This is a genomic window from Brevundimonas sp., from assembly GCF_032055285.1.
Lineage (GTDB): Bacteria > Pseudomonadota > Alphaproteobacteria > Caulobacterales > Caulobacteraceae > Brevundimonas.
Genome location: NZ_DAMBRE010000001.1, coordinates 291,172 through 310,145, shown reverse-complemented (window position 1 = coordinate 310,145; position 18,974 = coordinate 291,172). Strand labels below are relative to the sequence as shown.

Annotated in this window: 24 protein-coding genes; 4 read left to right on the top strand and 20 right to left on the bottom strand. The window is 67.3% G+C overall.

Translation table 11 applies throughout. The features are described from left to right. Positions 1 to 19 precede the first annotated feature (19 nt). Positions 20 to 1,170, top strand: a protein-coding gene (locus RTY13_RS01555; RefSeq protein WP_312781766.1) for an IS3 family transposase whose coding sequence is annotated in 2 segments (ribosomal slippage) — positions 20 to 233 and positions 233 to 1,170 — 1,152 coding nt in all. Because the reading frame shifts where the segments join, the coding sequence is not laid out codon by codon here. A 15-nt stretch (positions 1,171 to 1,185) separates the two neighbouring features. Here the strand turns inward: RTY13_RS01555 and RTY13_RS01550 are convergent. The 12 genes from RTY13_RS01550 to RTY13_RS01495 all read right to left on the bottom strand — a co-directional run bounded on the left by RTY13_RS01550 (position 1,186) and on the right by RTY13_RS01495 (position 10,044). Continuing rightward, positions 1,186 to 1,686, bottom strand: a complete 501-nt coding sequence (locus tag RTY13_RS01550) for a TnsA endonuclease N-terminal domain-containing protein (protein ID WP_312780631.1) — start codon at positions 1,684 to 1,686, stop codon at positions 1,186 to 1,188. A gap of 128 nt (positions 1,687 to 1,814) precedes the next feature. After that, positions 1,815 to 2,357 carry an alginate export family protein gene (locus RTY13_RS01545; RefSeq protein WP_054764187.1) on the bottom strand — a complete coding sequence of 181 codons (543 nt, stop codon included), beginning with the start codon at positions 2,355 to 2,357 and terminating at the stop codon, positions 1,815 to 1,817. A gap of 315 nt (positions 2,358 to 2,672) precedes the next feature. Then, positions 2,673 to 3,158 (bottom strand): methyltransferase family protein, encoded by a 486-nt coding sequence (locus RTY13_RS01540; protein WP_054764186.1) that lies wholly within the window; start codon positions 3,156 to 3,158, stop codon positions 2,673 to 2,675. Next, positions 3,155 to 3,283, bottom strand: coding sequence for a DUF2474 family protein (locus RTY13_RS01535; protein ID WP_137721941.1), 129 nt, complete (start codon positions 3,281 to 3,283; stop codon positions 3,155 to 3,157). Before RTY13_RS01535 ends, RTY13_RS01540 begins: the two co-directional genes overlap by 4 nt. After that, positions 3,283 to 4,284 carry a cytochrome d ubiquinol oxidase subunit II gene (cydB, locus tag RTY13_RS01530; RefSeq protein ID WP_035308644.1) on the bottom strand — a complete coding sequence of 334 codons (1,002 nt, stop codon included), beginning with the start codon at positions 4,282 to 4,284 and terminating at the stop codon, positions 3,283 to 3,285. Before cydB ends, RTY13_RS01535 begins: the two co-directional genes overlap by 1 nt. Further along, complete coding sequence (locus RTY13_RS01525; RefSeq protein WP_066627970.1) at positions 4,274 to 5,701, bottom strand: cytochrome ubiquinol oxidase subunit I; 1,428 nt, start codon at positions 5,699 to 5,701, stop codon at positions 4,274 to 4,276. The genes cydB and RTY13_RS01525 overlap by 11 nt, the downstream gene beginning before the upstream one ends. Positions 5,702 to 5,710: 9 nt before the next feature. Further along, the gene (locus RTY13_RS01520) at positions 5,711 to 6,505 is read right to left on the bottom strand and encodes a sulfite exporter TauE/SafE family protein (protein WP_035308649.1); all 795 of its coding nucleotides are present in this window, start codon (positions 6,503 to 6,505) and stop codon (positions 5,711 to 5,713) included. Between the two features lie 8 nt (positions 6,506 to 6,513). Next, positions 6,514 to 7,791, bottom strand: coding sequence for an FAD/NAD(P)-binding oxidoreductase (locus RTY13_RS01515; RefSeq protein ID WP_066627968.1), 1,278 nt, complete (start codon positions 7,789 to 7,791; stop codon positions 6,514 to 6,516). Continuing rightward, the gene (locus RTY13_RS01510) at positions 7,788 to 8,210 is read right to left on the bottom strand and encodes a TIGR01244 family sulfur transferase (protein WP_035308653.1); all 423 of its coding nucleotides are present in this window, start codon (positions 8,208 to 8,210) and stop codon (positions 7,788 to 7,790) included. The genes RTY13_RS01515 and RTY13_RS01510 overlap by 4 nt, the downstream gene beginning before the upstream one ends. 29 nt (positions 8,211 to 8,239) lie before the next feature. After that, complete coding sequence (locus RTY13_RS01505) at positions 8,240 to 8,659, bottom strand: DUF6691 family protein (protein WP_035308654.1); 420 nt, start codon at positions 8,657 to 8,659, stop codon at positions 8,240 to 8,242. After that, entirely contained in the window at positions 8,656 to 9,090 is a 435-nt protein-coding gene (locus RTY13_RS01500; RefSeq protein ID WP_035308657.1) for a YeeE/YedE family protein, read from the bottom strand. Before RTY13_RS01500 ends, RTY13_RS01505 begins: the two co-directional genes overlap by 4 nt. Before the next feature lie 12 nt (positions 9,091 to 9,102). After that, positions 9,103 to 10,044: an MBL fold metallo-hydrolase gene (locus RTY13_RS01495; protein WP_035308659.1), complete on the bottom strand. Its 942-nt coding sequence runs from the start codon at positions 10,042 to 10,044 to the stop codon at positions 9,103 to 9,105. Between the two features lie 104 nt (positions 10,045 to 10,148). On the opposite strand from RTY13_RS01495, the gene RTY13_RS01490 reads away from it, so the two are divergent. Genes RTY13_RS01490 through RTY13_RS01480 form a run of 3 tightly spaced genes read left to right on the top strand, consistent with a single transcriptional unit; the run spans position 10,149 to position 11,645 of the window. Beyond that, the gene (locus RTY13_RS01490; protein ID WP_035308662.1) at positions 10,149 to 10,808 is read left to right on the top strand and encodes a peroxiredoxin; all 660 of its coding nucleotides are present in this window, start codon (positions 10,149 to 10,151) and stop codon (positions 10,806 to 10,808) included. Next, complete coding sequence (locus RTY13_RS01485; protein ID WP_035308664.1) at positions 10,805 to 11,224, top strand: ArsR/SmtB family transcription factor; 420 nt, start codon at positions 10,805 to 10,807, stop codon at positions 11,222 to 11,224. Before RTY13_RS01490 ends, RTY13_RS01485 begins: the two co-directional genes overlap by 4 nt. A gap of 25 nt (positions 11,225 to 11,249) precedes the next feature. Next, a complete protein-coding gene (locus tag RTY13_RS01480; RefSeq protein WP_035308666.1) occupies positions 11,250 to 11,645 on the top strand; it encodes a cupin domain-containing protein in 396 nt (131 codons plus the stop codon). 3 nt (positions 11,646 to 11,648) lie between these two features. On the opposite strand, the gene RTY13_RS01475 is transcribed toward RTY13_RS01480, so the two are convergent. The 8 genes from RTY13_RS01475 to RTY13_RS01440 form a co-directional block, all read right to left on the bottom strand. After that, on the bottom strand, positions 11,649 to 13,142 hold the full coding sequence (locus tag RTY13_RS01475; protein WP_081836188.1) for a murein L,D-transpeptidase: 1,494 nt from the start codon (positions 13,140 to 13,142) through the stop codon (positions 11,649 to 11,651). Positions 13,143 to 13,177: 35 nt separating this feature from the next. Then, the gene (locus RTY13_RS01470) at positions 13,178 to 13,951 is read right to left on the bottom strand and encodes a substrate-binding domain-containing protein (protein ID WP_035308668.1); all 774 of its coding nucleotides are present in this window, start codon (positions 13,949 to 13,951) and stop codon (positions 13,178 to 13,180) included. After that, positions 13,951 to 14,850: an MBL fold metallo-hydrolase gene (locus tag RTY13_RS01465; RefSeq protein WP_312780623.1), complete on the bottom strand. Its 900-nt coding sequence runs from the start codon at positions 14,848 to 14,850 to the stop codon at positions 13,951 to 13,953. The genes RTY13_RS01470 and RTY13_RS01465 overlap by 1 nt, the downstream gene beginning before the upstream one ends. A gap of 64 nt (positions 14,851 to 14,914) precedes the next feature. Further along, positions 14,915 to 15,565, bottom strand: a complete 651-nt coding sequence (locus RTY13_RS01460; RefSeq protein ID WP_312780621.1) for a peroxiredoxin — start codon at positions 15,563 to 15,565, stop codon at positions 14,915 to 14,917. Positions 15,566 to 15,664: 99 nt separating this feature from the next. After that, the gene (locus tag RTY13_RS01455; RefSeq protein WP_052005017.1) at positions 15,665 to 16,189 is read right to left on the bottom strand and encodes a DsrE family protein; all 525 of its coding nucleotides are present in this window, start codon (positions 16,187 to 16,189) and stop codon (positions 15,665 to 15,667) included. Positions 16,190 to 16,218: 29 nt separating this feature from the next. Next, positions 16,219 to 16,836: an SAM-dependent methyltransferase gene (locus RTY13_RS01450; protein ID WP_035308670.1), complete on the bottom strand. Its 618-nt coding sequence runs from the start codon at positions 16,834 to 16,836 to the stop codon at positions 16,219 to 16,221. Between the two features lie 11 nt (positions 16,837 to 16,847). Next, on the bottom strand, positions 16,848 to 18,275 hold the full coding sequence (locus tag RTY13_RS01445; protein ID WP_035308671.1) for a bifunctional metallophosphatase/5'-nucleotidase: 1,428 nt from the start codon (positions 18,273 to 18,275) through the stop codon (positions 16,848 to 16,850). 8 nt (positions 18,276 to 18,283) lie between these two features. Beyond that, positions 18,284 to 18,958 (bottom strand): DsbA family protein, encoded by a 675-nt coding sequence (locus RTY13_RS01440; RefSeq protein ID WP_035308672.1) that lies wholly within the window; start codon positions 18,956 to 18,958, stop codon positions 18,284 to 18,286. Positions 18,959 to 18,974: the final 16 nt, after the last annotated feature.

The following is an 18,974-nucleotide window of genomic DNA, read 5'->3' as shown; positions in this document are numbered from 1 at the left end:
AAAAGGCCGAAGGGCAGCCATCCTGCGGGAGCAGGAGGCCGGTGTAGCGACGGCGGAGGTGTGCCGACGCCACGGGGTCAGCTCGGCGACCTTTTACAAATGGAAGGCCAAGTTTGGCGGGCTCGACGTGTCGGAGGCTCGGCGGCTCAAGGCGCTCGAGGATGAGAACGCCCGGCTGAAGCGGATGCTGGCGGACGCGATGCTGGACAACGTGGCCCTGAAGGACCTGCTGGGAAAAAAGTGGTGACGCCCGCCGGCTATCGCGAGGCGGCTGGCCATCTGCAGGCCGCCTACGAGATGAGCGAAAGGCGGGCGTGCCGTGTTCTGGGCGTCGATCGGACGAGCGTGCGCTATCAGGCGACGCGCCCGGACGACGGCGCTCTGCGCGACCGGCTGAAGGCCCTGGCCCAGGAACGTCGACGGTTCGGCTATCGTCGCCTGCACGTGCTGCTGCGGCGCGAGGGCCATGCGGTCAACAGGAAACGGGTCCAGCGGATCTATCGCGACGAGCAACTGACGGTGCGCCGGCGCGGCGGCCGGAAGCGAGCGATGGGCACGCGGCGACCGCTGGACCTGCCGCTGGCGCCCAACCAGCGCTGGTCGCTGGACTTCGTCGCAGACCAGCTGACGGACGGGCGGCGCTTCCGCATCCTGACGGTGATCGATAACTGTACGCGCGAGTGCCTGGCGCTGGTGGCCGACACCTCGCTGTCGGGCGCGCGGGTCGTGCGGGAGTTGGACGCCGTCATCCGGCAGCGAGGGCGGCCCGACACCATCGTCAGCGACAACGGCACGGAGTACACCTCGAACGCGGTCCTGGCCTGGGCCGACGACACCGGCGTCGGCTGGCACTACATCGCGCCGGGCAAGCCCCAGCAGAACGGCTTCAACGAAAGCTTCAACGGGCGGCTGCGTGACGAGCTGCTGAACGAGACGCTGTTCCGCTCGCTGCCGCACGCTCGCGCCGTGCTGGAGGCGTGGCGACGCGATTACAACGAGCAGCGTCCGCACTCGAAGCTCGGGTGGCTGACGCCGCAGGCTTATGCAGAAGCGCTCACCGGACACATCGGCCGGCCTGCTGCGCTGGTTGATGGCTGCGCAGACCGGCCTCTTGCCAACCCAGCCGATCACAGCTCAGATCAACCTAGGACTCTCGTTATGGCTGGATGAGAAACGGGGGTCACGTCACTTGGCGAGGACAATCGCCTGCACCCGACGCACCATTTCCTGATCTACGCTGCCTCGCAGGGTCGGGGCGATCAGCTCGGCGTTCACCTGACGCTGTGTGCGAATGGTGCGTTCGGTCACCACGCGGTAGCCGACATCTCTCTCGGCGAAATACCGGCGAGCGGCGCGGTACTTCGGCGCCAGTGTTCCATACCCCGAGCGTAGGATCGCCAGCGGTTTCACCTCGAAGACCACGCGTCGAAAGCCGTGAGGCCAAGGCGAGCGTGTCTGCCAGACCGCCATGATGTCGGGCGTATAGGTACGCGCCTGGCCATCGACCGTAAGACTGATCGTCATCGGCTGAGTGACCACGTCGCGGATGTGGCCGTCCACCTCCAGCGACATCAGGAAATCGCGTTCCAGTTTGGACTCGTAAAGAAGCGGTCCGCTCGGATAGCGCGAGGGCATCTGCCCTGTCACTGAGCGGCGGCCCGGCGGAATGCGTCGGCGCTTATGCACTTCGGTATCTTGTCGCATTATTTGCCAAAGTCCTAGATTTTGTCGCAGTTTTTGGTGGATGAAATCGGAGCTTTGGGCACCGCTAACGGGTCATTTCAGGCTTGGTTTGTCGCATCGGGTGCCGGAACTCACACCTGGGCCGCCGCCTCGACCTCGACATCCCACGCCCCGGCCGCCGGCGAATGGCGCCAACGGACGCCGGGCGTCGCCAGCCGGCGGTTTCGGGTCTGCTGGTCCGCGTCATCGCTTTCGGTCAGGCCGTAGACATAGAGGTCGAGCGACCGCCGCTGGCCGAGGTCGCGAGTCCAAAACAGGCCGGCGAACTGCAGGTTGGAACTCTCTCGATCCCACGCGATCCGATTGTCCTCGATGGCGGCCCTGTCGTCCGGCAACCGCACCTGCGGCATGACCCAGAAGGCCGTCAGCGCGCCGTCGGCCAGGGGCGTGTCGAAACGGGCGCCGGTATAGGCGTTGGTGGTGTTGCGAAAATTCTGGCGAGAAACGAAACGCTTGGAACCCAGATCCATGGTGAAGCGGCCGAGTTTCAGTGTCCGCTCACGTCGCGCGCCGAGACGGATCTTGGCGTAGGCCTGAACCAACTCCAGCGCATTGACCTCGCCAACGCCGACCGACGACAGCGGACCTTGCCCGAACGCCCGCGAATCGAACACCTCGCCCGAACGTCACGTGACCCACATCCCGCTCGACGGCCAGCGTCAGCCGCGTCGTCAGGACGGCGTCGCTTGGCTCCGCCATCGGACAAAACTGGCCTGACAGCGTCTCTCCCCGCGCGCGCGCCGATCCGGAGACGCGCCAGCTATCCTGGGCGTCCGTGGGTTGCCCGGCGGCGGCGATCGCACCGCTCATGAGGAGGCCCATCAGCACCGGACAAGCGTTCCCGTGGTTGGCGCGGGCCTCTTGATGTCTCCCATCGTCGTTTCCTGCTGCGTTTTGTCGCAACAGGCCGGGCCAAGCTTAAGCCAGCCTTAAGGTGATTGCGACGGCATCCGCCGCCCAAACCAGCGGTCCACGCGATCGGCGTAGGCGGACCAGGCTGGCCCGAAGAGGGCCGTCAGGTGTCGTTCCTCGCGCCGGATGGCGAGGCGGTCGGTGGCGAAGGCGGCGACGGGGGCGGCCACGAAGAACCAGGCGTTGTCGAACAGGCCGCCGAGGCCGAGCAGCAGCAGGCCGTTGGCGAGATAGATCGGGTTGCGGCTCCAGGCGAACGGACCGGTCGTGACCAGAGCGGTCGCCGCCCGGTGCGGCAGGATGTTGGCGCGCCACCGCCGCATCACCAGCATGGCCCAGAGGTCCAAACCAAGGGCGAGCCCGACCAGGAGGCCGCCAGCGGCGAAGGCGCCGGGGAAGAGAGCGGGCGGGGACCACAGACGCGCCGTGATGAGCGCGACAAGGACGGCGCCGCCCGTGATGAGCGGCGGCCAGGGCCAGCGGTTCGGCGCCTGCGGGCTCACCCCCCGGCCAGCTTGAGAACGCCGCGCAGCAGATAGGCGACGATGCCCAGGACGCCCACGCCCAGCGCCCAGAGCGCGACGAACCAGAGGCCCTGCCGGAGCCCGTTTGTGGAGCCGCGACGCATCAGTGGTAACCGTCGTCGCCGACCTTGCCGCGGAACACCCAGTAGGCGTAGGCGGTGTAGGCTAGGATGATCGGGATCAGGATCAGGGCGCCGACCAGCATGAACAGCTGGCTGGAGGCGGGAGCTGCGGCCTGCCAGAGGGTGATCTCGTCGGGTACGGCGTAAGGGAAGACGCTGACGCCCAGCCCGGCGAAGGTCACCGCGAACAGGCCCAGCGACAGCAGGAAGGGCCAGACCTCACGCTTCTGACGCATGGTCCAGAAGAAGGCGGCCGCGACGATCAGGACGAGCAACGGCACCTGGGCCGTCAGAAGCACGCCGGGCCAGTCGAACCACCGGCGGGCGTATTCGCCGTCGAGGAACGGGGTGGCCAGGCTGACCGCGCCGATCATCAGCAAGGTCGCCGGTCCCAACTTCCAGGCCTGGGACCGGGCGTGGGTCTGGAGCGCGCCATCCGTCTTCATGTTCAGCCAGGTGGCGCCGAGAAGGGCGTAGCCGACGACGACGGCCACACCGGTCAGCAGGCTGAAGGGGCTGAGCCAGTCCCACCAGCCGCCGCCATAGGCGCGACCGGACACTTCGACCCCCTGCAGGATGGCCCCCAGGGTGACGCCCTGGGAGAAGGCGGCCAGGAGGGAGCCGCCGAAGAAGGCGACATCCCAGACGGGCTTGGCCCGCACGGTGCGCCAGCGGTATTCAAAGGCGACGCCCCGGAAGACCAGCCCCAGCAGCATGGCGATGATCGGCGTGTAGACCGCCGGCATCAGGACCGCATAGGCGAGGGGGAAGGCCGCGAACAGGCCGCCACCGCCCAGGATCAGCCAGGTCTCGTTGCCGTCCCACACCGGGGCGATCGAGTTCATCGCCTTGTCGCGCTGATCGCCGGCCTTCAGTGTCGGGAACAGGATGCCGACACCCAGGTCGAACCCGTCCATGACGATGTAGGCGAAGACGGCGAAGGCCAGCAGACCGGCCCAGACCAGGGTCAGATCAACGCTCATGATCAGTCTCCTCGCCAGTCGGGATGGGACGGTCGGGGTCGATGGCGGGGGCAGGCGTGATGCCCGCCGTGCGGATCGGCGTTTCCGCCACGCCCGGCTCGCCGCGATGAGGCGCATGGCTCATCAGACGCAGGATGTAGAAGACCCCGGCGCCGAAGACGGTGAAATAGACCACGGCGAAAGCGGCCAAGGAAGTCGCGACGGCAGGCGCCGCCAGAGGCGCGGCGCTGTCGGCGGTGCGCAGCAGGCCGTAGACGGTCCAGGGCTGGCGGCCGACCTCCGTGGTGATCCAGCCCGCCAGCACGGCGACGAACCCCATCGGTCCCATGATCAGGGCGAAGCGGTGCAGCCAGGGGGCGTCATAGAGGCGGCTGCGCAGGCGGGCGTACAACCCCCATAGCCCCAGCAGCAGGATGGCCATGCCCAGTCCCACCATGACGCGGAAGGACCAGAAGACGATCTCCACCGGCGGCCAGTCGGCGCGGGCGACGGTGTCGAGACCGGCCAGAGGCGCGTTTGGATCATGCTTCAGGATCAGGGACGACAGCTTCGGAACCTCGACCGCGCCATGGACGGTGGCGGCCTCGCGATCGGGCAGGCCGAACAGGATCAGCGGCGCCCCGTCCGGGTGGCTTTCGAAGTGGCCTTCCATCGCCATGACCTTGGCGGGCTGGTGCTCCAGGGTGTTCAACCCGTGCATGTCGCCGATGAAGATCTGCACCGGAGCGGCGACCAGGATCATGCCCATGGCCATGGCGAACATCTTGCGCGCGCCCTTGTTGGTCCGCTCCTTCATGAGGTGCCAGGCGCCGACCGCGCCGACCACCAGACCGGTCGTCAGGTAGGCCGCCAGCAGCATGTGGGCGAGGCGATAGGGGAAGGACGGGTTGAAGACGATCTTGAACCAGTCGGCCGGGATGAACTGGCCGACCTCGTTGATGGCGTAGCCTTGCGGCGTCTGCATCCAGCTGTTGACGGACAGGATCCAGAAGGCCGAGGCGAAGGTGCCGATGGCGACCATCAGGGTGGCCAGGAAGTGCAGCTTCTTGCCGACCCGGTTCAGGCCGAACAGCATCACGCCCAGGAAGCCCGCCTCGAGGAAGAAGGCGCTGAGCACCTCATAGGCCATCAGGGGGCCGATGACGGGTCCGGCCTTGTCGGAGAAGACCGACCAGTTGGTGCCGAACTGATAGGACATCACCAGACCCGAGACGACGCCCATGCCGAAGGCGACGGCGAAGATCTTCAGCCAGTATTTGAAAAGGTTCAGATAGAGCTCGCGCCCTGTCTTCAGCCACAGGGCCTCCAGCACGGCCAGATAGCTGGCCAGGCCGATAGAGAAGGCCGGGAAGACGATGTGGAAGGCGACGGTGAAGGCGAACTGCATCCGAGCCAGGATCAGGGCGTCAAGTTCCATGGAAGCGTTTCAACCGATCAAGCCGAGCGCGCCGGCGCTGCGGTAAAGCATATATAAGGCGACGACGAAGATCAGCCCCGCGAAGACGGTATTCAAGACGCCTTTCTGTCCCGACAGGGCCTTGGCGAGCCGTGCGCCGACCAGACCGCCCAGCACGCCGCCGCCGATGAAGACGGCCGCCAGGGGCCAGTCGACCCAGCCATCAAGGGCGTAGTTGAAGGCCGTGGTCAGGCCGAAGGCGGTGACGCCGACCAAGGAAGAGCCGACGGCATAGTAGATCGGCATGCGGGTCGAGAACATCAGGCTGGGCACGATAAGGAAGCCGCCGCCGATGCCGAAGAAGCCCGACATCACGCCCGTGGCCAGGCCCGTGCCGACGAGCTTGGGTGCATTGCGCCGATCAAGCTGGACGTTCGGGTCTCCGCCGGCGGAGCGGCCCCGCAACATCAGTACGCCGACGACCAGCATCAGGACGGCGAAAAGGGCCAGCAGCTTCTGACCATCCACGGCCTTGCCCAGGCTCGAACCCAGAAAGGCTCCGAGCACCCCGGCGACCGCGAACAGACTGGCAATTTTCCATTTCACCGTGCCGTGGCGGGCATGATTGATCACATTGGCGAAGGCGTTGGCGGCCACGGCGAAGGCGCTGGTGCCGATCGCCAGGTGCGGCTCCTTGACCCCGACCAGATAGACGATCAGCGGCACGGCCAGGATGGACCCGCCGCCGCCGACCAGGCCCAGGGTGAAGCCGACGAGCGAGCCGGCGCCGGCGCCGAGGCCGTACTGCAGCGGAGACAGGTCCATGATCAGGCTCAGGCGACAGCAGGGCGAAGCTGGGGGGCGGGTTCGATGTGGTGGGGGCCGGCCAGCCATTCGCGACCGCGCAACATCCCAAGCCAGTAGATTTCGGGCAGGGCCTGGGCCTTCAGATGCCAGGCCAGACGGGTCGGCTTGGTCCCGTCGAGCATCCATTTCGGGAAGCTGGGCAGGAGCTTGCCGCCATAGCCGAACTCGGCCAGCACGATCTTGCCGCGCTCGACCGTGAGCGGACATGAGCCATAGCCGTCATAGACCGCCCGCATCGGCTGGCCGTCCAGCAGCGACAGGATGTTCTCGGCCACCACGGGCGCCTGTTTGCGGGCGGCCGCAGCAGTCTTGGCGTTGGGTGCCGAACAGGCGTCGCCCAGACCGAAGACGTTTTCGAACCGCTTGTGGCGCAAGGTGGCGTCATCCACCTCGATCCAGCCGCTTTCGGCGGCCAGCGGACTTTCGCGAATGAAGTCCGGCGCCGTCTGCGGCGGGCAGACGTGCAGGAAGTCGAACTCGCGCCGAACCTGGCGAACTTCACCGTCCGCACCGGTCACGGCGAAGGTCGCGATCCGCGCCGGGCCGTACACCGCCACCAGTTTCGATCCGAAGTTCAGGTCGATGCGGTATTTGCTGACATATTCCATCAGGGCCGGAACGTAGTCCTTGACCCCGAACAGCACCGGGCCGGCGTTGTGGAATTCGATCTCGATGTCGTTTCGACCGTGGTCGCGCCAGTGATCGGCCGACAGATACATGGCCTTCTGCGGGGCGCCGGCGCATTTGATCGGCATGGGCGGCTGGGTGAAGATCGCCCGACCGCTCTGCATCGCCTGGACCAGCTTCCAGGTGTAGGGCGCGGTCTCATAGCCGTAGTTGGAGGTGACGTTGTTGCGCCCGAGCGTTTCCGCCAGGCCCGGAATGGCGCCCCAGTCCAGCTTCAGTCCCGGCGCCGCGACCAGCATGCGATAGCCGATCCAGCGGCCGTCGGTCAGTTCGACGCGATCGTGGATGGGGTCGAAAGCCGCGACCGAGCCGCGCACCCACTGGGCGCCTTGGGGGATCAGGTCCTCGGTGCGGCGCCGGGTCCGCTCGGGCGTGAAGACGCCGGCGCCGACCATGGTCCAGCCGGGCTGATAGTAGTGATGTTCGGATGGCTCGACGATGCGGACATCAAGGTCGGGGCGACGACGCAGGAGGCTGGCGGCTGTGGCGATGCCGGCGGATCCGCCGCCGACGATCAGGACATCGCAGGACTCCAGGGGGGCGTACTGGGCGCTCATGACGCGGCTCCTTCGAGACGGGGACGCAGGGCGCCGAGGTCGTAGCCGGCGCTCTTGGCGCGTGCGATCAGATCGTCAGCGCTTATCGAGGCGACGTTCGCCAGCGCCCACAGGGTGGTCGTGCGCGTGCCGGTGCGGCAGAAGCCGAACACAGGCTGGGGCAGGTTGGCCAGAGCCTCGCGGAAGTCCGCCACGTCCTGGTCGGAGATTGCGCCGCCGACCACGGGAACATGGGCGAAAGCCAGTCCCGCAGCCTCGGCGGCCTGGCGCAGATCTTCGGAGCTGGGCTGGCCGGGCTCTTCGCCGTCGGGTCGGTTGGAGATCACCGACCGGAACCCTTGGGCCGCGATGTCGGGCAGGTCTTCCGGGGCGATCTGGGGCGAGGCGGACAGGGCCTCGTCCAAAGGGCGAATATGCATGGCTTTGTCTCCCTAGGGTCTTTTCTGGTTCAGGCGTTTCGGTCGAGGGTCAGGCGGAACAGCGCCATGCCGGCCGCGAGGGCGCCGACGAAGACGAAGGCCTGCCAGGCGCCGGTCGTCAGCGCCGCAAGCGCCGGGCCGGGGCACAGGCCGACCAAGCCCCAGCCAAGGCCGAACAGGGCGGCCCCGCCGACCAGAGGGGTGTCGATGGTCCGGCCCTCGGGCACATGGAAGGTGTCGGCCGCGACCGGAGCCTCCATGCGCCGGCGGATCAGCCAGGCTATGGCGGAGGGGATCAGCGCCCCGCCCATGACGAAGGCCAGAGAGGGGTCCCAGGCGCCCGTCACATCCAGGAAGGCCAGGACGCGGGCCGGGTTGATCATGTCGGACACCACCATGCCGGCGCCGAACAACAAGCCGCACAGGACGGCGACGATCAGCCGGCTCACGCCAGGCCTCCCAACAGGTGGCGGGTGACGAAGACGGTCAGGGCCGCGACGGCCATGAAGACGCCGGTGGCGACGATGGAGCGGGGCGACAGGCGGGCCAGGCCGCAGACGCCGTGGCCGCTGGTGCAGCCCGAGCCCCAGCGGGTGCCGAAGCCGACGATCAGGCCGCCGAGCACCAGCAGCCAGACCTCCGAAGTGATCTGCACCTCGGGCCTGCGGATCAGGGCCGAGGCCAGGGCCGCGCCGCCCAGCAGGCCGGCGATGAAAAGCAGGCCCAGAATGCGCGGCGCGCCTTTTGACAGGCCGGTCGCTGCGGCGGTCAGGCCGGAAATCCCGGCTACGCGCCCATTCAGCAACAGATAGAGACCGGCCGACAGGCCGACCAGCAGACCGCCGGCCAGCGGCCAGATGAAGGGAAGAGGCTCAAGCATCGGAGCCTCGCCTCACAGCGCGTTCAGCGGGACCTTGAGGTAGCGCACCCCATTGTCCTCGGGCTCGGGCGGGCGGCCGCCGTTCATGTTCACCTGAACCGACGGCAGGATCAGCTTGGGCATGGGCAGGGTGGCGTCGCGCTGGGTGCGCATGGCCACGAACTCGTCCTCGCTGACGTCGTCGCGAATATGGATGTTGCCTGTCCGCTGGGCACCGATGGTGGTCTCCCAGGCGAACTCGGTCCGGCCCGGCGGCGCCTTGTAGTCGTGACACAGGAAGACCCGCGCCTCGTCCGGCAGGGAGGTCAGGCGATGGATCGAGCGGTACAGGGTCCGGGCGTCGCCGCCGGGGAAGTCGCAGCGCGCCGTACCATAGTCGGGCATGAACATGGTATCGCCGGGGAAGACGGCGTCGCCGATGACATAGGCCAGACAGGCCGGGGTGTGGCCGGGCACGTGCAGGACCGTGGCCTTCAGACCACCGATCTCAAACCGGTCGCCGTCGTTGAACAGATGGTCGAACTGGCTGCCGTCGCGGCGGAAGTCGGTCCCTTCGTTGAAGATCTTGCCGAAGACCGCCTGGACGGTGAGGATTTCATGGCCAATCGCCAGCTGACCGCCGAGCTTTTCCTGGAGATAGGGCGCCGCCGACAGGTGATCGGCATGGGCGTGCGTCTCGAGCAGCCACTGAACCGTGAGACCTTCGGATTTCACGTAATCAATGAGCGCATCGGCCGAAGCGTGCGTGGTGCGGCCCGACGCCGGATCGTAGTCCAGCACGCTGTCAATGATGGCGCAGACGTCGGAGCCGGGATCGCGCACGACGTGGCTGACGGTGAAGGTGGCTTCGTCGAAGAACGATTTCACGACAGGGCGTTGGCGAGGATCGCCCAGCGCGGCGCGCACGATGTCGGCGGCGTCGTCGCGGGCGGGGTCGGGTGTGGGCGAGGACATGACGTGTCTCCGTTTCGGTGACTCAACACATATACTCATTCATAGTTCGTGCAAGTATGTATTTTAATGTAGCGGAAACGGTGGGATGCGCTTAGCTTGCGGCTATGGACACGATCGACACCGGGCCAGCCGTCTATCCCCCCGCAATGCGCGCCCTGCGCATCAACGATACGGCGCCGGACTTCACGGCGCGCACGACTCAGGGCGAAAGGCGCCTCAGCGACTACCGTGGACGCTGGCTGGTGCTGTTCTCGCATCCGGCGGACTTCACGCCGGTCTGCACCAGCGAGTTCGTGGCCCTGGCCCGGCAGGCCGACGCCTTCGCGGCGATCGACTGCGATCTGATGGCCCTGTCGGTGGACAGTCTGTATTCGCACCTGGCCTGGCTGAAGGACATCTTCCGCCGCTTCGGCGTGAAGGTGCCGTTCCCGATCATCGAAGATCCCTCCATGGCCATCGGCCACGCCTTTGGCATGGTGGACGCCGGCTCGAGCGACAGCGCCACGGTGCGCGCGACCTTCGTGATCGATCCCGAAGGCGTGGTGCGCGCCATCAGCTGGTACCCGATGAACATCGGCCGCTCGGTTGATGAGTTGCTGCGTCTCGTCACCGCCCTGCAGACCTCGGACCGTGAGGCGGCCTCCACGCCGGCGGGCTGGACGCCCGGCGACGCACTGCTGGAGCCGGCCGCCACCACACTGGACGCCGCCATCGCCGACGGTGACGGCGATGCACCCTGGTACTATCGCGAGCGCAGCGCATGACCGACGATCAAGCGGCCGCGATGGAGCGGTTGAAGGAAAAGGCGCCGGAGGCCGCAGAGCTGTTGCGCCAGCTGGCCAACGCCAACCGGCTGCTGATCCTGTGTCATATCGCCGAAGAGGAGCGCTCGGTGGGCCAGCTCGAGGCGGACCTCGGCATCAAGCAGCCGGCGCTATCCCAGCAACTGGCAGAGCTGCGCCAGTATGGCCTGGTCAAGACCCGCCGTCAGTCCCGCTCGATCTTCTATTCGATCGCCGACGAGCGCGCCCAGGCGGTCATGGGGATGCTCTACGAAATCTTCTGCGGCGATGCGAAGGCGGTCGGCGCGCGAGCCGCCGCCCCGGCGCCCCGCACATCGACGCCGGCGCGCGGCGACACAGCTCAGTTCGCCCGCATCACCGCCGTCGCACGTCGCTGACGGCAAACCCGCACAGGAGACTCTAGTGAAGGGCTTCATCGACAATATCGAACGTCTGACGGAAGAGAACACAGACTTTCGCCGCGTTCTGTACACCGGCCACAATCTGCAGCTCGTCCTCATGGCCATTCCGCACGGCCAGGAGATCGGCGAAGAGGTCCACGACGACCGCGACCAGTTCTTCCGCATCGAGGCGGGCGAGGGCGAAATCTGGATCGACGGCGTTCGTCACGCCGTGAAGGCGGATGACGGGGTCATCGTCCCTCAGGGCGCCCGCCACAATGTGGTCAGCACGGGGTCCGAGCCGCTTCGGCTCTACACCCTTTATGGTCCGCCGGAGCATCGCGACGGTACGGTTCACGCCACGGTGGAAGAGGCCTCCGCCGACCACGAGCATTTCGACGGCCGCACGACCGAATAACCGTCAGGGGCCGACGTCGTCCGCATCGGCGCGCCGGTCGTCGGGCCGCGGCAGGTGCAGGTCGATACCCAACGCCTCCGCCAGACGGGTGTCGCGACGATAGATGTCATCGCGAAAGGCGACGCGGCCCTGGCCGTCCAGAAAGGCCGTCCAATAAAGCAGGCGCACGTCGATCGGCCGACCGGTCGCCACCCGGACGGTCTCGCCGCTGTCCAGCGCGGCGTCGAATCGGGCGAGCCTCGCGGGGTCGGGCGCAAGCAGCAGCCGAGCGAAGCCGACCGCGTCCTGCACCCGCACGCAGCCGTGGCTGAGATGGCGGAAGCTCCGGTCGAACGCACCCCGCGACGGGGTGTCGTGCAGGAAGATGGCGTAGCTGTCCTGAAGTTCGAACTTGACCTGGCCCAGGGCGGCGTTCGGGCCAGCGCGCTGAACCACCATGCCATTCTGAATCGTCATGTTGTTCGCCCGCATATAGGCGGCGCCGCGTGGCAGGATCTCGCGCTGGGCGATGGAAGTCGGCACCGTCCAGGGCGGATTGGCGACCACCGAGGCGAAGGGCCGTTCGAGGCTGGGCGTCGCATTGTCGGCGTCACCCGTCACGACCCGCATCGAATGCACGGGCCGACCGTCCTTCCAGTAGACCATGATGGAGGCGGCGGTGTTCACCTCGATCCGTTCCGGGGCGACGTCTCTCTTCAGCCAACGGCGGCGTTCCAAATTCAGCGCGATCTGGCGAGCGCGGGCCTCGGCCGAAATCGAGAGCGCCCGCTGTGTCGCCGGGCCGATGCGGGCGTCCGCTTCAAGACCGTGGCGCACCTGGAACGCCCGAACGGCCTCTTGCACAATGGAGCCGTATTCACCGCCAGACGGGCCGACCATCGCGGCGGCGGCTTCGCTTAAATCGCCTTCCACCCGAAGGCGCGGCAGGAGGGCGGGAAGGCGCGGGTCGGACGCAAATGGTTCGATCGTCGCGCCCAGGGCAAAGGGCGGCCAACCGCCGCGGTCGGCGATGGCGCGATAGCGGAGGAAGCCGTCGCACAGGCCCTGATAGCCGCGGTCCTGGGGTGCGAGGCCGGCCATCGTCGCCGCAAGTGTTCCGTCGTCGACCGCCTTTGCGAGGAGAGGCGGCGTGTCGACTTGGTTGCGATCCATCTCCCAGAGCGTCTCGACGGATGCTGGATCGACCCGGCCATGGGCGAGCGCCTCAGCCAGGATCAGGACGGCCTGGGTCAGTTCTGCTTCGCTAAGGGCGAGACCGTCGGGCGCCGACAGCCCGTGGCGGTCCGCCAGAGCTAGGGCGTCCATGGCTTGCCGGCGCGCGGACCCCGCCCAGGCGGGGCGTCCGCCGCGGGCCGCGTAGAAGGCTGTAGTCAGAACAGTGATGTCAAAGGCGGCGGGCGCGGGTGCTGCTCGCGCCGCCGTAGAGACCCAGAGCGGCGCCGCTGCGGCCGCCAGCAGGTGTCGGCGGTTCAGGATTGAGGAGCGACGATCAACCATGCCGCCGACACCGCAGGGTTCACCTTAAGGCAGGCTTAAGGTTGGCCGGTCCGCCAGCCCCACCGCGCGAAGATGGCGGCCCCCTCGTCGGACTTCAGAAAGTCGAGGAACGGCTGGGCGTCGGCGTCCTGGCGGCCGGTCTCTGTCACAACGGCGCCGGCGTCGCGGTAGATGCGGTAGGGCTCTTCGACCTCGACCACATCAGCGAGGTCCGGATTGGCGACCTGCCAGATGCCCCAGATGATCCAGGCGTCCAGCGTCGGGTCGTCGATCCAGGCTTGTCGGGCCTCGGCGCTGTTGCGGGCGTAGACGACGATGTTACGACGCAGGGCGCGCACCTTGGCGATGTCGCCGGTGCGACCGGCCATGTCCTCCCACAGGCCGTTCTGGCCCGCGCCGTTGACAACCAAGACCCGGCGATCGGGCTGGAAAAGATCCTCAAGGCCGCCGATGCCGTCCGGATTTCCCGGCCGAACGAGGATGGAGGCGGTGCGCAGATAGAGCGGCTCGACCGCCTCGGCGCGGATGCGGCCCTCCAGGGCGCTGACGAAGTCGGTCATCATCGTCTCGGAGCCTGAGAAGATCAGGTCGCCATCCGCCTTGGCCTGGTCCAGCCATTGGGGCGTGGGTCCGGCGACGACGGCCACGGCGCGACCGGTGCGCGCCTCATAGGCCTTCGCGGCGTCGCGCATGGCGGGGGAGGGGCCGCCGGGACCGTAGACATGAAGTGGATCGGCGGGCGTCTGGGCGTGGGCGGCCAGGGCCGTTGCGCTCAGGAGGGCGGCCAGCGTCAGTGCGGACGGGCGCATCAAGAATTCTCCTGGGGTGGGGCGAAGTGATTGGCGGGAATCTTGAAATAGACGCGCCCGTCCGGCGCGGCCGGCGGCAGCACCCCGCCGCGGATGTTCACCTGAAGCGCGTAGAGCATCAGATTCGGCAAGGGCAGGGTGGCGTCCCGATCGTCGCGGAGCCGCACGAAATCCGCCTCGCCGCGTCCGCCGCCGACATGGATGTTGTCCGCCTTCTGCTCTCTCACGGTGCTGAAGCAGGCGGGCTCGCGGCCATCCGGGCCATAGTCGTGGCCAACGAAGACGGCGGTCTCTTCAGGCAGGGCCAGGATGTCCTGGATGCTTCGGAAGAGAGTCTTCGAGTCGCCGCCCGGAAAGTCGGCGCGCGAGGTGCCGGCATAGGGCATCATCAGGGTGTCGTGGACGAAGGCGTTGCCGCCAATCACATAGGTGATGGAGGCCATGGTGTGCCCCGGTGAGAACATCACCCGCGCCGGCAGGTCGCCAACAGCGAACGTGTCGCCAGCCTTGAAGAGTCGGTCCCACTGGCGACCATCGGCCGGAAAGTCGTCGTCCAGGCCGTAGATGTCCTTCCACAGCTTCTGGACGCCGATGACCTTTTCGCCGATGGCGGTCGGCGCGCCCAGTTTCTCGTTGAGGAAGGGCGCGGCGGAGAAGTGGTCGGCGTGGGGATGGGTGTCCAGCAGCCACTCGACGGTCAGGCCCTTCGCCTTGACGTAGTCCAGGATGGCGTCGGCGTTGCGGGTCGAGGTCGCCGCCGCCTTCTCGTCGAAATCCCAGACCGGATCGATGATCGCGCATTTGCGGCTGACCGGGTCGGAGACGACATACTGCCAACTGCCGGTCTTCTTGTCGTGGAGCGCCGCGATGCGCGCTCCGCCGTGGTCGATGATCTGCATGAAGGCTCCGTTTGGTTTGCGAAGAAAAAGGCCGGACCGCTTGCGAGGTCCGGCCGGAATCCGATCAGGCGGCTTTCGGGGCGTCGGGGAGGTCGCGCGTCGAGAAATACCAGTCGGTGTAGACGTAACCCTCGGAAGCGCGAGCCTCGGCCGCCTCGGCGGCCTTGGGCGGGGGGACGATGGCCGGTTGGCCAGGGCGCCAGTTCTCAGGCGTCGCGACCCCGTTGGCGTCGGACGCCTGGAGCGCGGTGAGCAGCCGAACGAACTCTTCGATGCTGCGGCCATTGCTCATGGGATAGTAGACCATGGCGCGCAGCTTGCCTTCCGGATCGATCAGGAAGGTGGCGCGAACAGCCGAGGTGTCGGCCGCCCCGGGGTGGATCATTCCGTAGGCCTGGGCCACCTCCATCTTCAGATCCTCGATGATGGGGAAGGGGATTTCGACGCCGAACTTCTCCTTGATGTTCCGGGTCCAGGCTAGGTGCGAGAAGATGCTGTCTATCGAGAGGTCCAGGAGCTCGCAGTTCATGGCGGCGAACTCATTCGCATGCTTGGCGAACCCGATGAACTCGGTCGTGCAGACCGGGGTGAAGTCCGACGGGTGCGAGAAGAGGATCAGCCATTTGCCGCGGTAATCGGCCAAGCTGCGATCCCCGTGCGTGGTGCGGGCGTGAAAGTCGGGGGCGGGTTCGTTGAGGCGGGGCAGTCCGGTCATGTCGATATCTCCTTCAGACGCCCCAATGAACAATTACATACATACTTACGCAAACTAATAGTTCTTATGCTCAGGAAAGGTTCCGCCTATGCCGAGCCGTCAGTTCACAACCAGGGCGTATCCGGCCTGTTGAAGGTGGATGACCGTCATCAGGGCGGCGAGATCAACGCTCACGCCCGCTTCGAGATCGGCTTGCGCGATGCCGTTCCCCGCCATGGCCTGGCCGCACAGTCGAACCTGGACGCCGGCGGCGATGAGGGCGCGGATCAGGGCGCTGTTGGGGTTGGCGTCGCCCTTGCCGCGCGCGGTCCAGGCGGCGTCGGAGAGAACTGCAGGGGTGGCGGCGCCGTGCAGGACGACCACGATCTGACGGTGGTCGGCGTCCACGCCGCCCGCCGCCAGCATATTCACCAGCCGCGCGACGCGATCCAATCCCTTCAGCGGCCTGTCGTCCGCACCGCCCTGGGACACGTCGAAGATGACCCGATAGATGCGCGACGGATCCGGCTGTTCGCCGGCCTCGGGCAGGGGCTTGAAGCCGCCGAAGCCTGAGACAGCCTGGGCGAAGCTCGGGGAGGCCGCCAGGGAGGCGGCCAAGGACAGGGCGATCACGAGGGTTTTCATGGCGGGTTCCGGTGTGCGGGCGCTGGGGGTCAGGGACGGCGGGCGATGAGATCGATCAGGGCGGACCGGCCGCTGTGGCCGGCGCCTTCGGAGACGTCGCTGTCGTGGCTTTTCAGATGCAGGATGTCGAAGTCGGCGAAGGCGTCGCGGAGCAGCGCCTCGGTGTAGAGGTTCTCGACCTGCCCCGGACCGCCGGTGCCATAGGCGATCTGTTCCGGCCGATAGCCCTGCAACAGGACCAGGCCGCCAGGCTTCACGGCCGCCTTCATACGCTCGAAAAGTCGGTCGCGCTGGGGAGGCGGGGCGAACTGAATGAAGACGGCGACCACGACGTCGAACGCACCCTGCGGCCAGCCCCAGGTCTCGAAGTCCGCCACCTGGGCGTCCAGTGTGACGCCACGTCGCTCGGCCAGGGCGAGGGCCTTCTCGACCGCGCGCGGGGCGATATCCGTGGTGGTGACGGCCAGGCCCTGTTCGGCGAGCCACACGCCGTTTCGGCCCTCGCCGTCGGCGACCGCCAGAGCGGTCATGCCGGGCTGGAGCCGCGCGATCTGAGCGGCCAGGAAGGCGTTGGGCGTCTCGCCGAACAGATAGTCCTGGCGGTCATAGCGGCTGTTCCAGAAGTCGCGGGCGGCGACGGAGTCCATAAGGTGTTCCTTCAGATGATGAGGACGCTGACGGGCAGATCGGTCTCGCCAGGCGTATGGTCGGCGAACCAGGATTCAAGCGCCCCCACAGTGTCGATGTCGAGCGTCCGGCGGTCTCGCCCGTAATGTTCGGGCACCCCTTGGGCGGTGACGAAGGCCACCAGATAGTCCGCCTCCGGCTCGACAGGGCGGTCTCCGACCAGCAGGCGGTCGAGGCGCTGCCCCTTGGGATTCTCAAGCTTCACGAAGGCCGTGAGACCCCGGCAACGTTTGATGTAGCCGCCCATCTGCTCATACGGGTCGGCGGCGAAGGTGCGCTCCAGATTTTCTTCCAGCATCGCTTGCAACTCGGCCCCGGTCAGCGTCGTGCGTGAGATCGGCGGATTCATCGGCGCCATATTGTAGAGGTCGCCCAGAGTGACCGGACCCGGCGCGACGGGCGCGCCGTAGCGCCAGCCGTTGGAGAAGGCGATGTCCACGCCCGCCGCCTGCGCCGCCGCCGCCAGCAGGACGTCGTCCATCGGCGCGCTGGCCATGGCGTAGCGGTGAAGGGGGATGGCGGTGCGGCCGACGATGCGCGCCAGACGCTCGCGCTCGGGCGCCAGGGCCATCTCCACCAAGCCGGCGACTTGATCGTCTTCGGGGCCAGCGTCCACGGCTATGAGCCGATGGCGCCGCAGGCACACGCGGCCCTCTGCAATCTCCAGATCCAGCCGGCCGATATAGGCGCCGTGGCAGCCGGACTGGATGATCAGGGTGTCGCCGACGCGGGCCGGTTCGTGCAGGCGGTTATGGGTATGACCGCTCAGGATCACGTCGATGCCCGGCGTTTCGGCGGCCAGCTTCAGATCCTGCGGAAAGCCCAGGTGCGACAGCAGGACGACCAGATCGACCTTTTCCTCGCGGAGCTGGTGCAGCTGCTCGCGGGCTTCGGCCACACCCATTTCAAACCGCACGCCTTCAGAGAAGGCGGGGGGCATCGTCTTGTCGATGATGGGGCAGGCCAGGCCGATCACGCCGATCCTCAGACCGCCGCGCTCGAACACCCACCGCCCGTCGAACTCCGGCGCGCCGTCATCCTTGCGGAAGACATTGGCGGCCAGGACGGGATAATCCAGTCCCGCCGCCAACGCCTTGAACCCCGCCGGGCCATAGGCGAACTCCCAGTGCGCCGTCATGGCGTCGATCTTCAGGGCGTTCATGATCGGAACCAGCGCCTCGCCCCGGCTGGCGACGGCGACCCGCGTGCCATGGAAGGTGTCGCCGTTGTCCAGGGTCAGGCATGCACCTTCGGCGCGCGCCTCTTCGAAGAGGCGCGCGATGCGGGCGACCCCGCCCAGCCGTTCGAACCGCCAGCCGCCTTCGGTGCGCACCAGTTCGGGATGCGGCTCGAGATAGCCGTGGAGGTCGTTCAGCTGGAGCAGGGTCAGGGTGGTCATGGTCGGCTTCAGCGCAGCGGTTGTCCGGAGCGGATACGACCGATCACCGCTTCGAGTTGCGCCTGGGGCATGCCGCCGGGGATCAGATTGCCGTTGATGATAAAGGCGGGCGTGCCCTGCAGGGCCAGGGCCGCCGCTTCTCGACCATTTCGGTCCAGCACCGCGTCGATGTCTGCGCGGTGTTCGGCCAGGTCCTGATTCAGGCGCGCCATGTCCACGCCGGCCGACTGGACCAGACGGGTGATGTCCGCCTGGTCGCCGATGCGCGACGGCGACAGCATGAAGGCGTTATGGACGGCCTCGTACTTGCCCTGATAGGCGGCGGCGAGGGCGGTCCGGGCGGCGGTCTCCGAGACGTCGCCGAAGATCGGCCAATCCTTGTACAGGACGCGCACCTTGGTGTCCGCCTTCAGCAGGCCGTCGATCTCAGGCTGCATCTTCTTGCAGTAGGGGCAGTTGTAATCGACGAAGCCGATGATGGTCACATCGGCGTTCTCGGCGCCGATGAAGGGCGCTGCGGGATCGCGCAGCAGGTCATTGAAGCCGACCTGGGCGATGGGCGGCATGTCTTGTCCGGAGGCGGCGGAAGGGCTGGCGGGCGCCGCGCCGTTGTCGGCGTCGGCCGGGCCGCAGGCGGCGAGCGCCAGGACGGCGGCGAAGGCAGGGGCGAAGGTGCGGTTCATGGAAGCTCCGTGAGGC

What these genes read in the sequence shown, in the direction of transcription:
- RTY13_RS01535 (WP_137721941.1), bottom strand. Translation starts at nt 3,283, where the DNA reads ATGCGTCGCGGCTCCACAAACGGGCTCCGGCAGGGCCTCTGGTTCGTC.
- cydB (WP_035308644.1), bottom strand. Translation starts at nt 4,284, where the DNA reads ATGAGCGTTGATCTGACCCTGGTCTGGGCCGGTCTGCTGGCCTTCGCC.
- RTY13_RS01525 (WP_066627970.1), bottom strand. Translation starts at nt 5,701, where the DNA reads ATGGAACTTGACGCCCTGATCCTGGCTCGGATGCAGTTCGCCTTCACC.
- RTY13_RS01520 (WP_035308649.1), bottom strand. Translation starts at nt 6,505, where the DNA reads ATGGACCTGTCTCCGCTGCAGTACGGCCTCGGCGCCGGCGCCGGCTCG.
- RTY13_RS01515 (WP_066627968.1), bottom strand. Translation starts at nt 7,791, where the DNA reads ATGAGCGCCCAGTACGCCCCCCTGGAGTCCTGCGATGTCCTGATCGTC.
- RTY13_RS01510 (WP_035308653.1), bottom strand. Translation starts at nt 8,210, where the DNA reads ATGCATATTCGCCCTTTGGACGAGGCCCTGTCCGCCTCGCCCCAGATC.
- RTY13_RS01500 (WP_035308657.1), bottom strand. Translation starts at nt 9,090, where the DNA reads ATGCTTGAGCCTCTTCCCTTCATCTGGCCGCTGGCCGGCGGTCTGCTG.
- RTY13_RS01495 (WP_035308659.1), bottom strand. Translation starts at nt 10,044, where the DNA reads ATGTCCTCGCCCACACCCGACCCCGCCCGCGACGACGCCGCCGACATC.
- RTY13_RS01490 (WP_035308662.1), top strand. Translation starts at nt 10,149, where the DNA reads ATGGACACGATCGACACCGGGCCAGCCGTCTATCCCCCCGCAATGCGC.
- RTY13_RS01485 (WP_035308664.1), top strand. Translation starts at nt 10,805, where the DNA reads ATGACCGACGATCAAGCGGCCGCGATGGAGCGGTTGAAGGAAAAGGCG.
- RTY13_RS01475 (WP_081836188.1), bottom strand. Translation starts at nt 13,142, where the DNA reads ATGGTTGATCGTCGCTCCTCAATCCTGAACCGCCGACACCTGCTGGCG.
- RTY13_RS01470 (WP_035308668.1), bottom strand. Translation starts at nt 13,951, where the DNA reads ATGCGCCCGTCCGCACTGACGCTGGCCGCCCTCCTGAGCGCAACGGCC.
- RTY13_RS01465 (WP_312780623.1), bottom strand. Translation starts at nt 14,850, where the DNA reads ATGCAGATCATCGACCACGGCGGAGCGCGCATCGCGGCGCTCCACGAC.
- RTY13_RS01460 (WP_312780621.1), bottom strand. Translation starts at nt 15,565, where the DNA reads ATGACCGGACTGCCCCGCCTCAACGAACCCGCCCCCGACTTTCACGCC.
- RTY13_RS01455 (WP_052005017.1), bottom strand. Translation starts at nt 16,189, where the DNA reads ATGAAAACCCTCGTGATCGCCCTGTCCTTGGCCGCCTCCCTGGCGGCC.
- RTY13_RS01450 (WP_035308670.1), bottom strand. Translation starts at nt 16,836, where the DNA reads ATGGACTCCGTCGCCGCCCGCGACTTCTGGAACAGCCGCTATGACCGC.
- RTY13_RS01445 (WP_035308671.1), bottom strand. Translation starts at nt 18,275, where the DNA reads ATGACCACCCTGACCCTGCTCCAGCTGAACGACCTCCACGGCTATCTC.
- RTY13_RS01440 (WP_035308672.1), bottom strand. Translation starts at nt 18,958, where the DNA reads ATGAACCGCACCTTCGCCCCTGCCTTCGCCGCCGTCCTGGCGCTCGCC.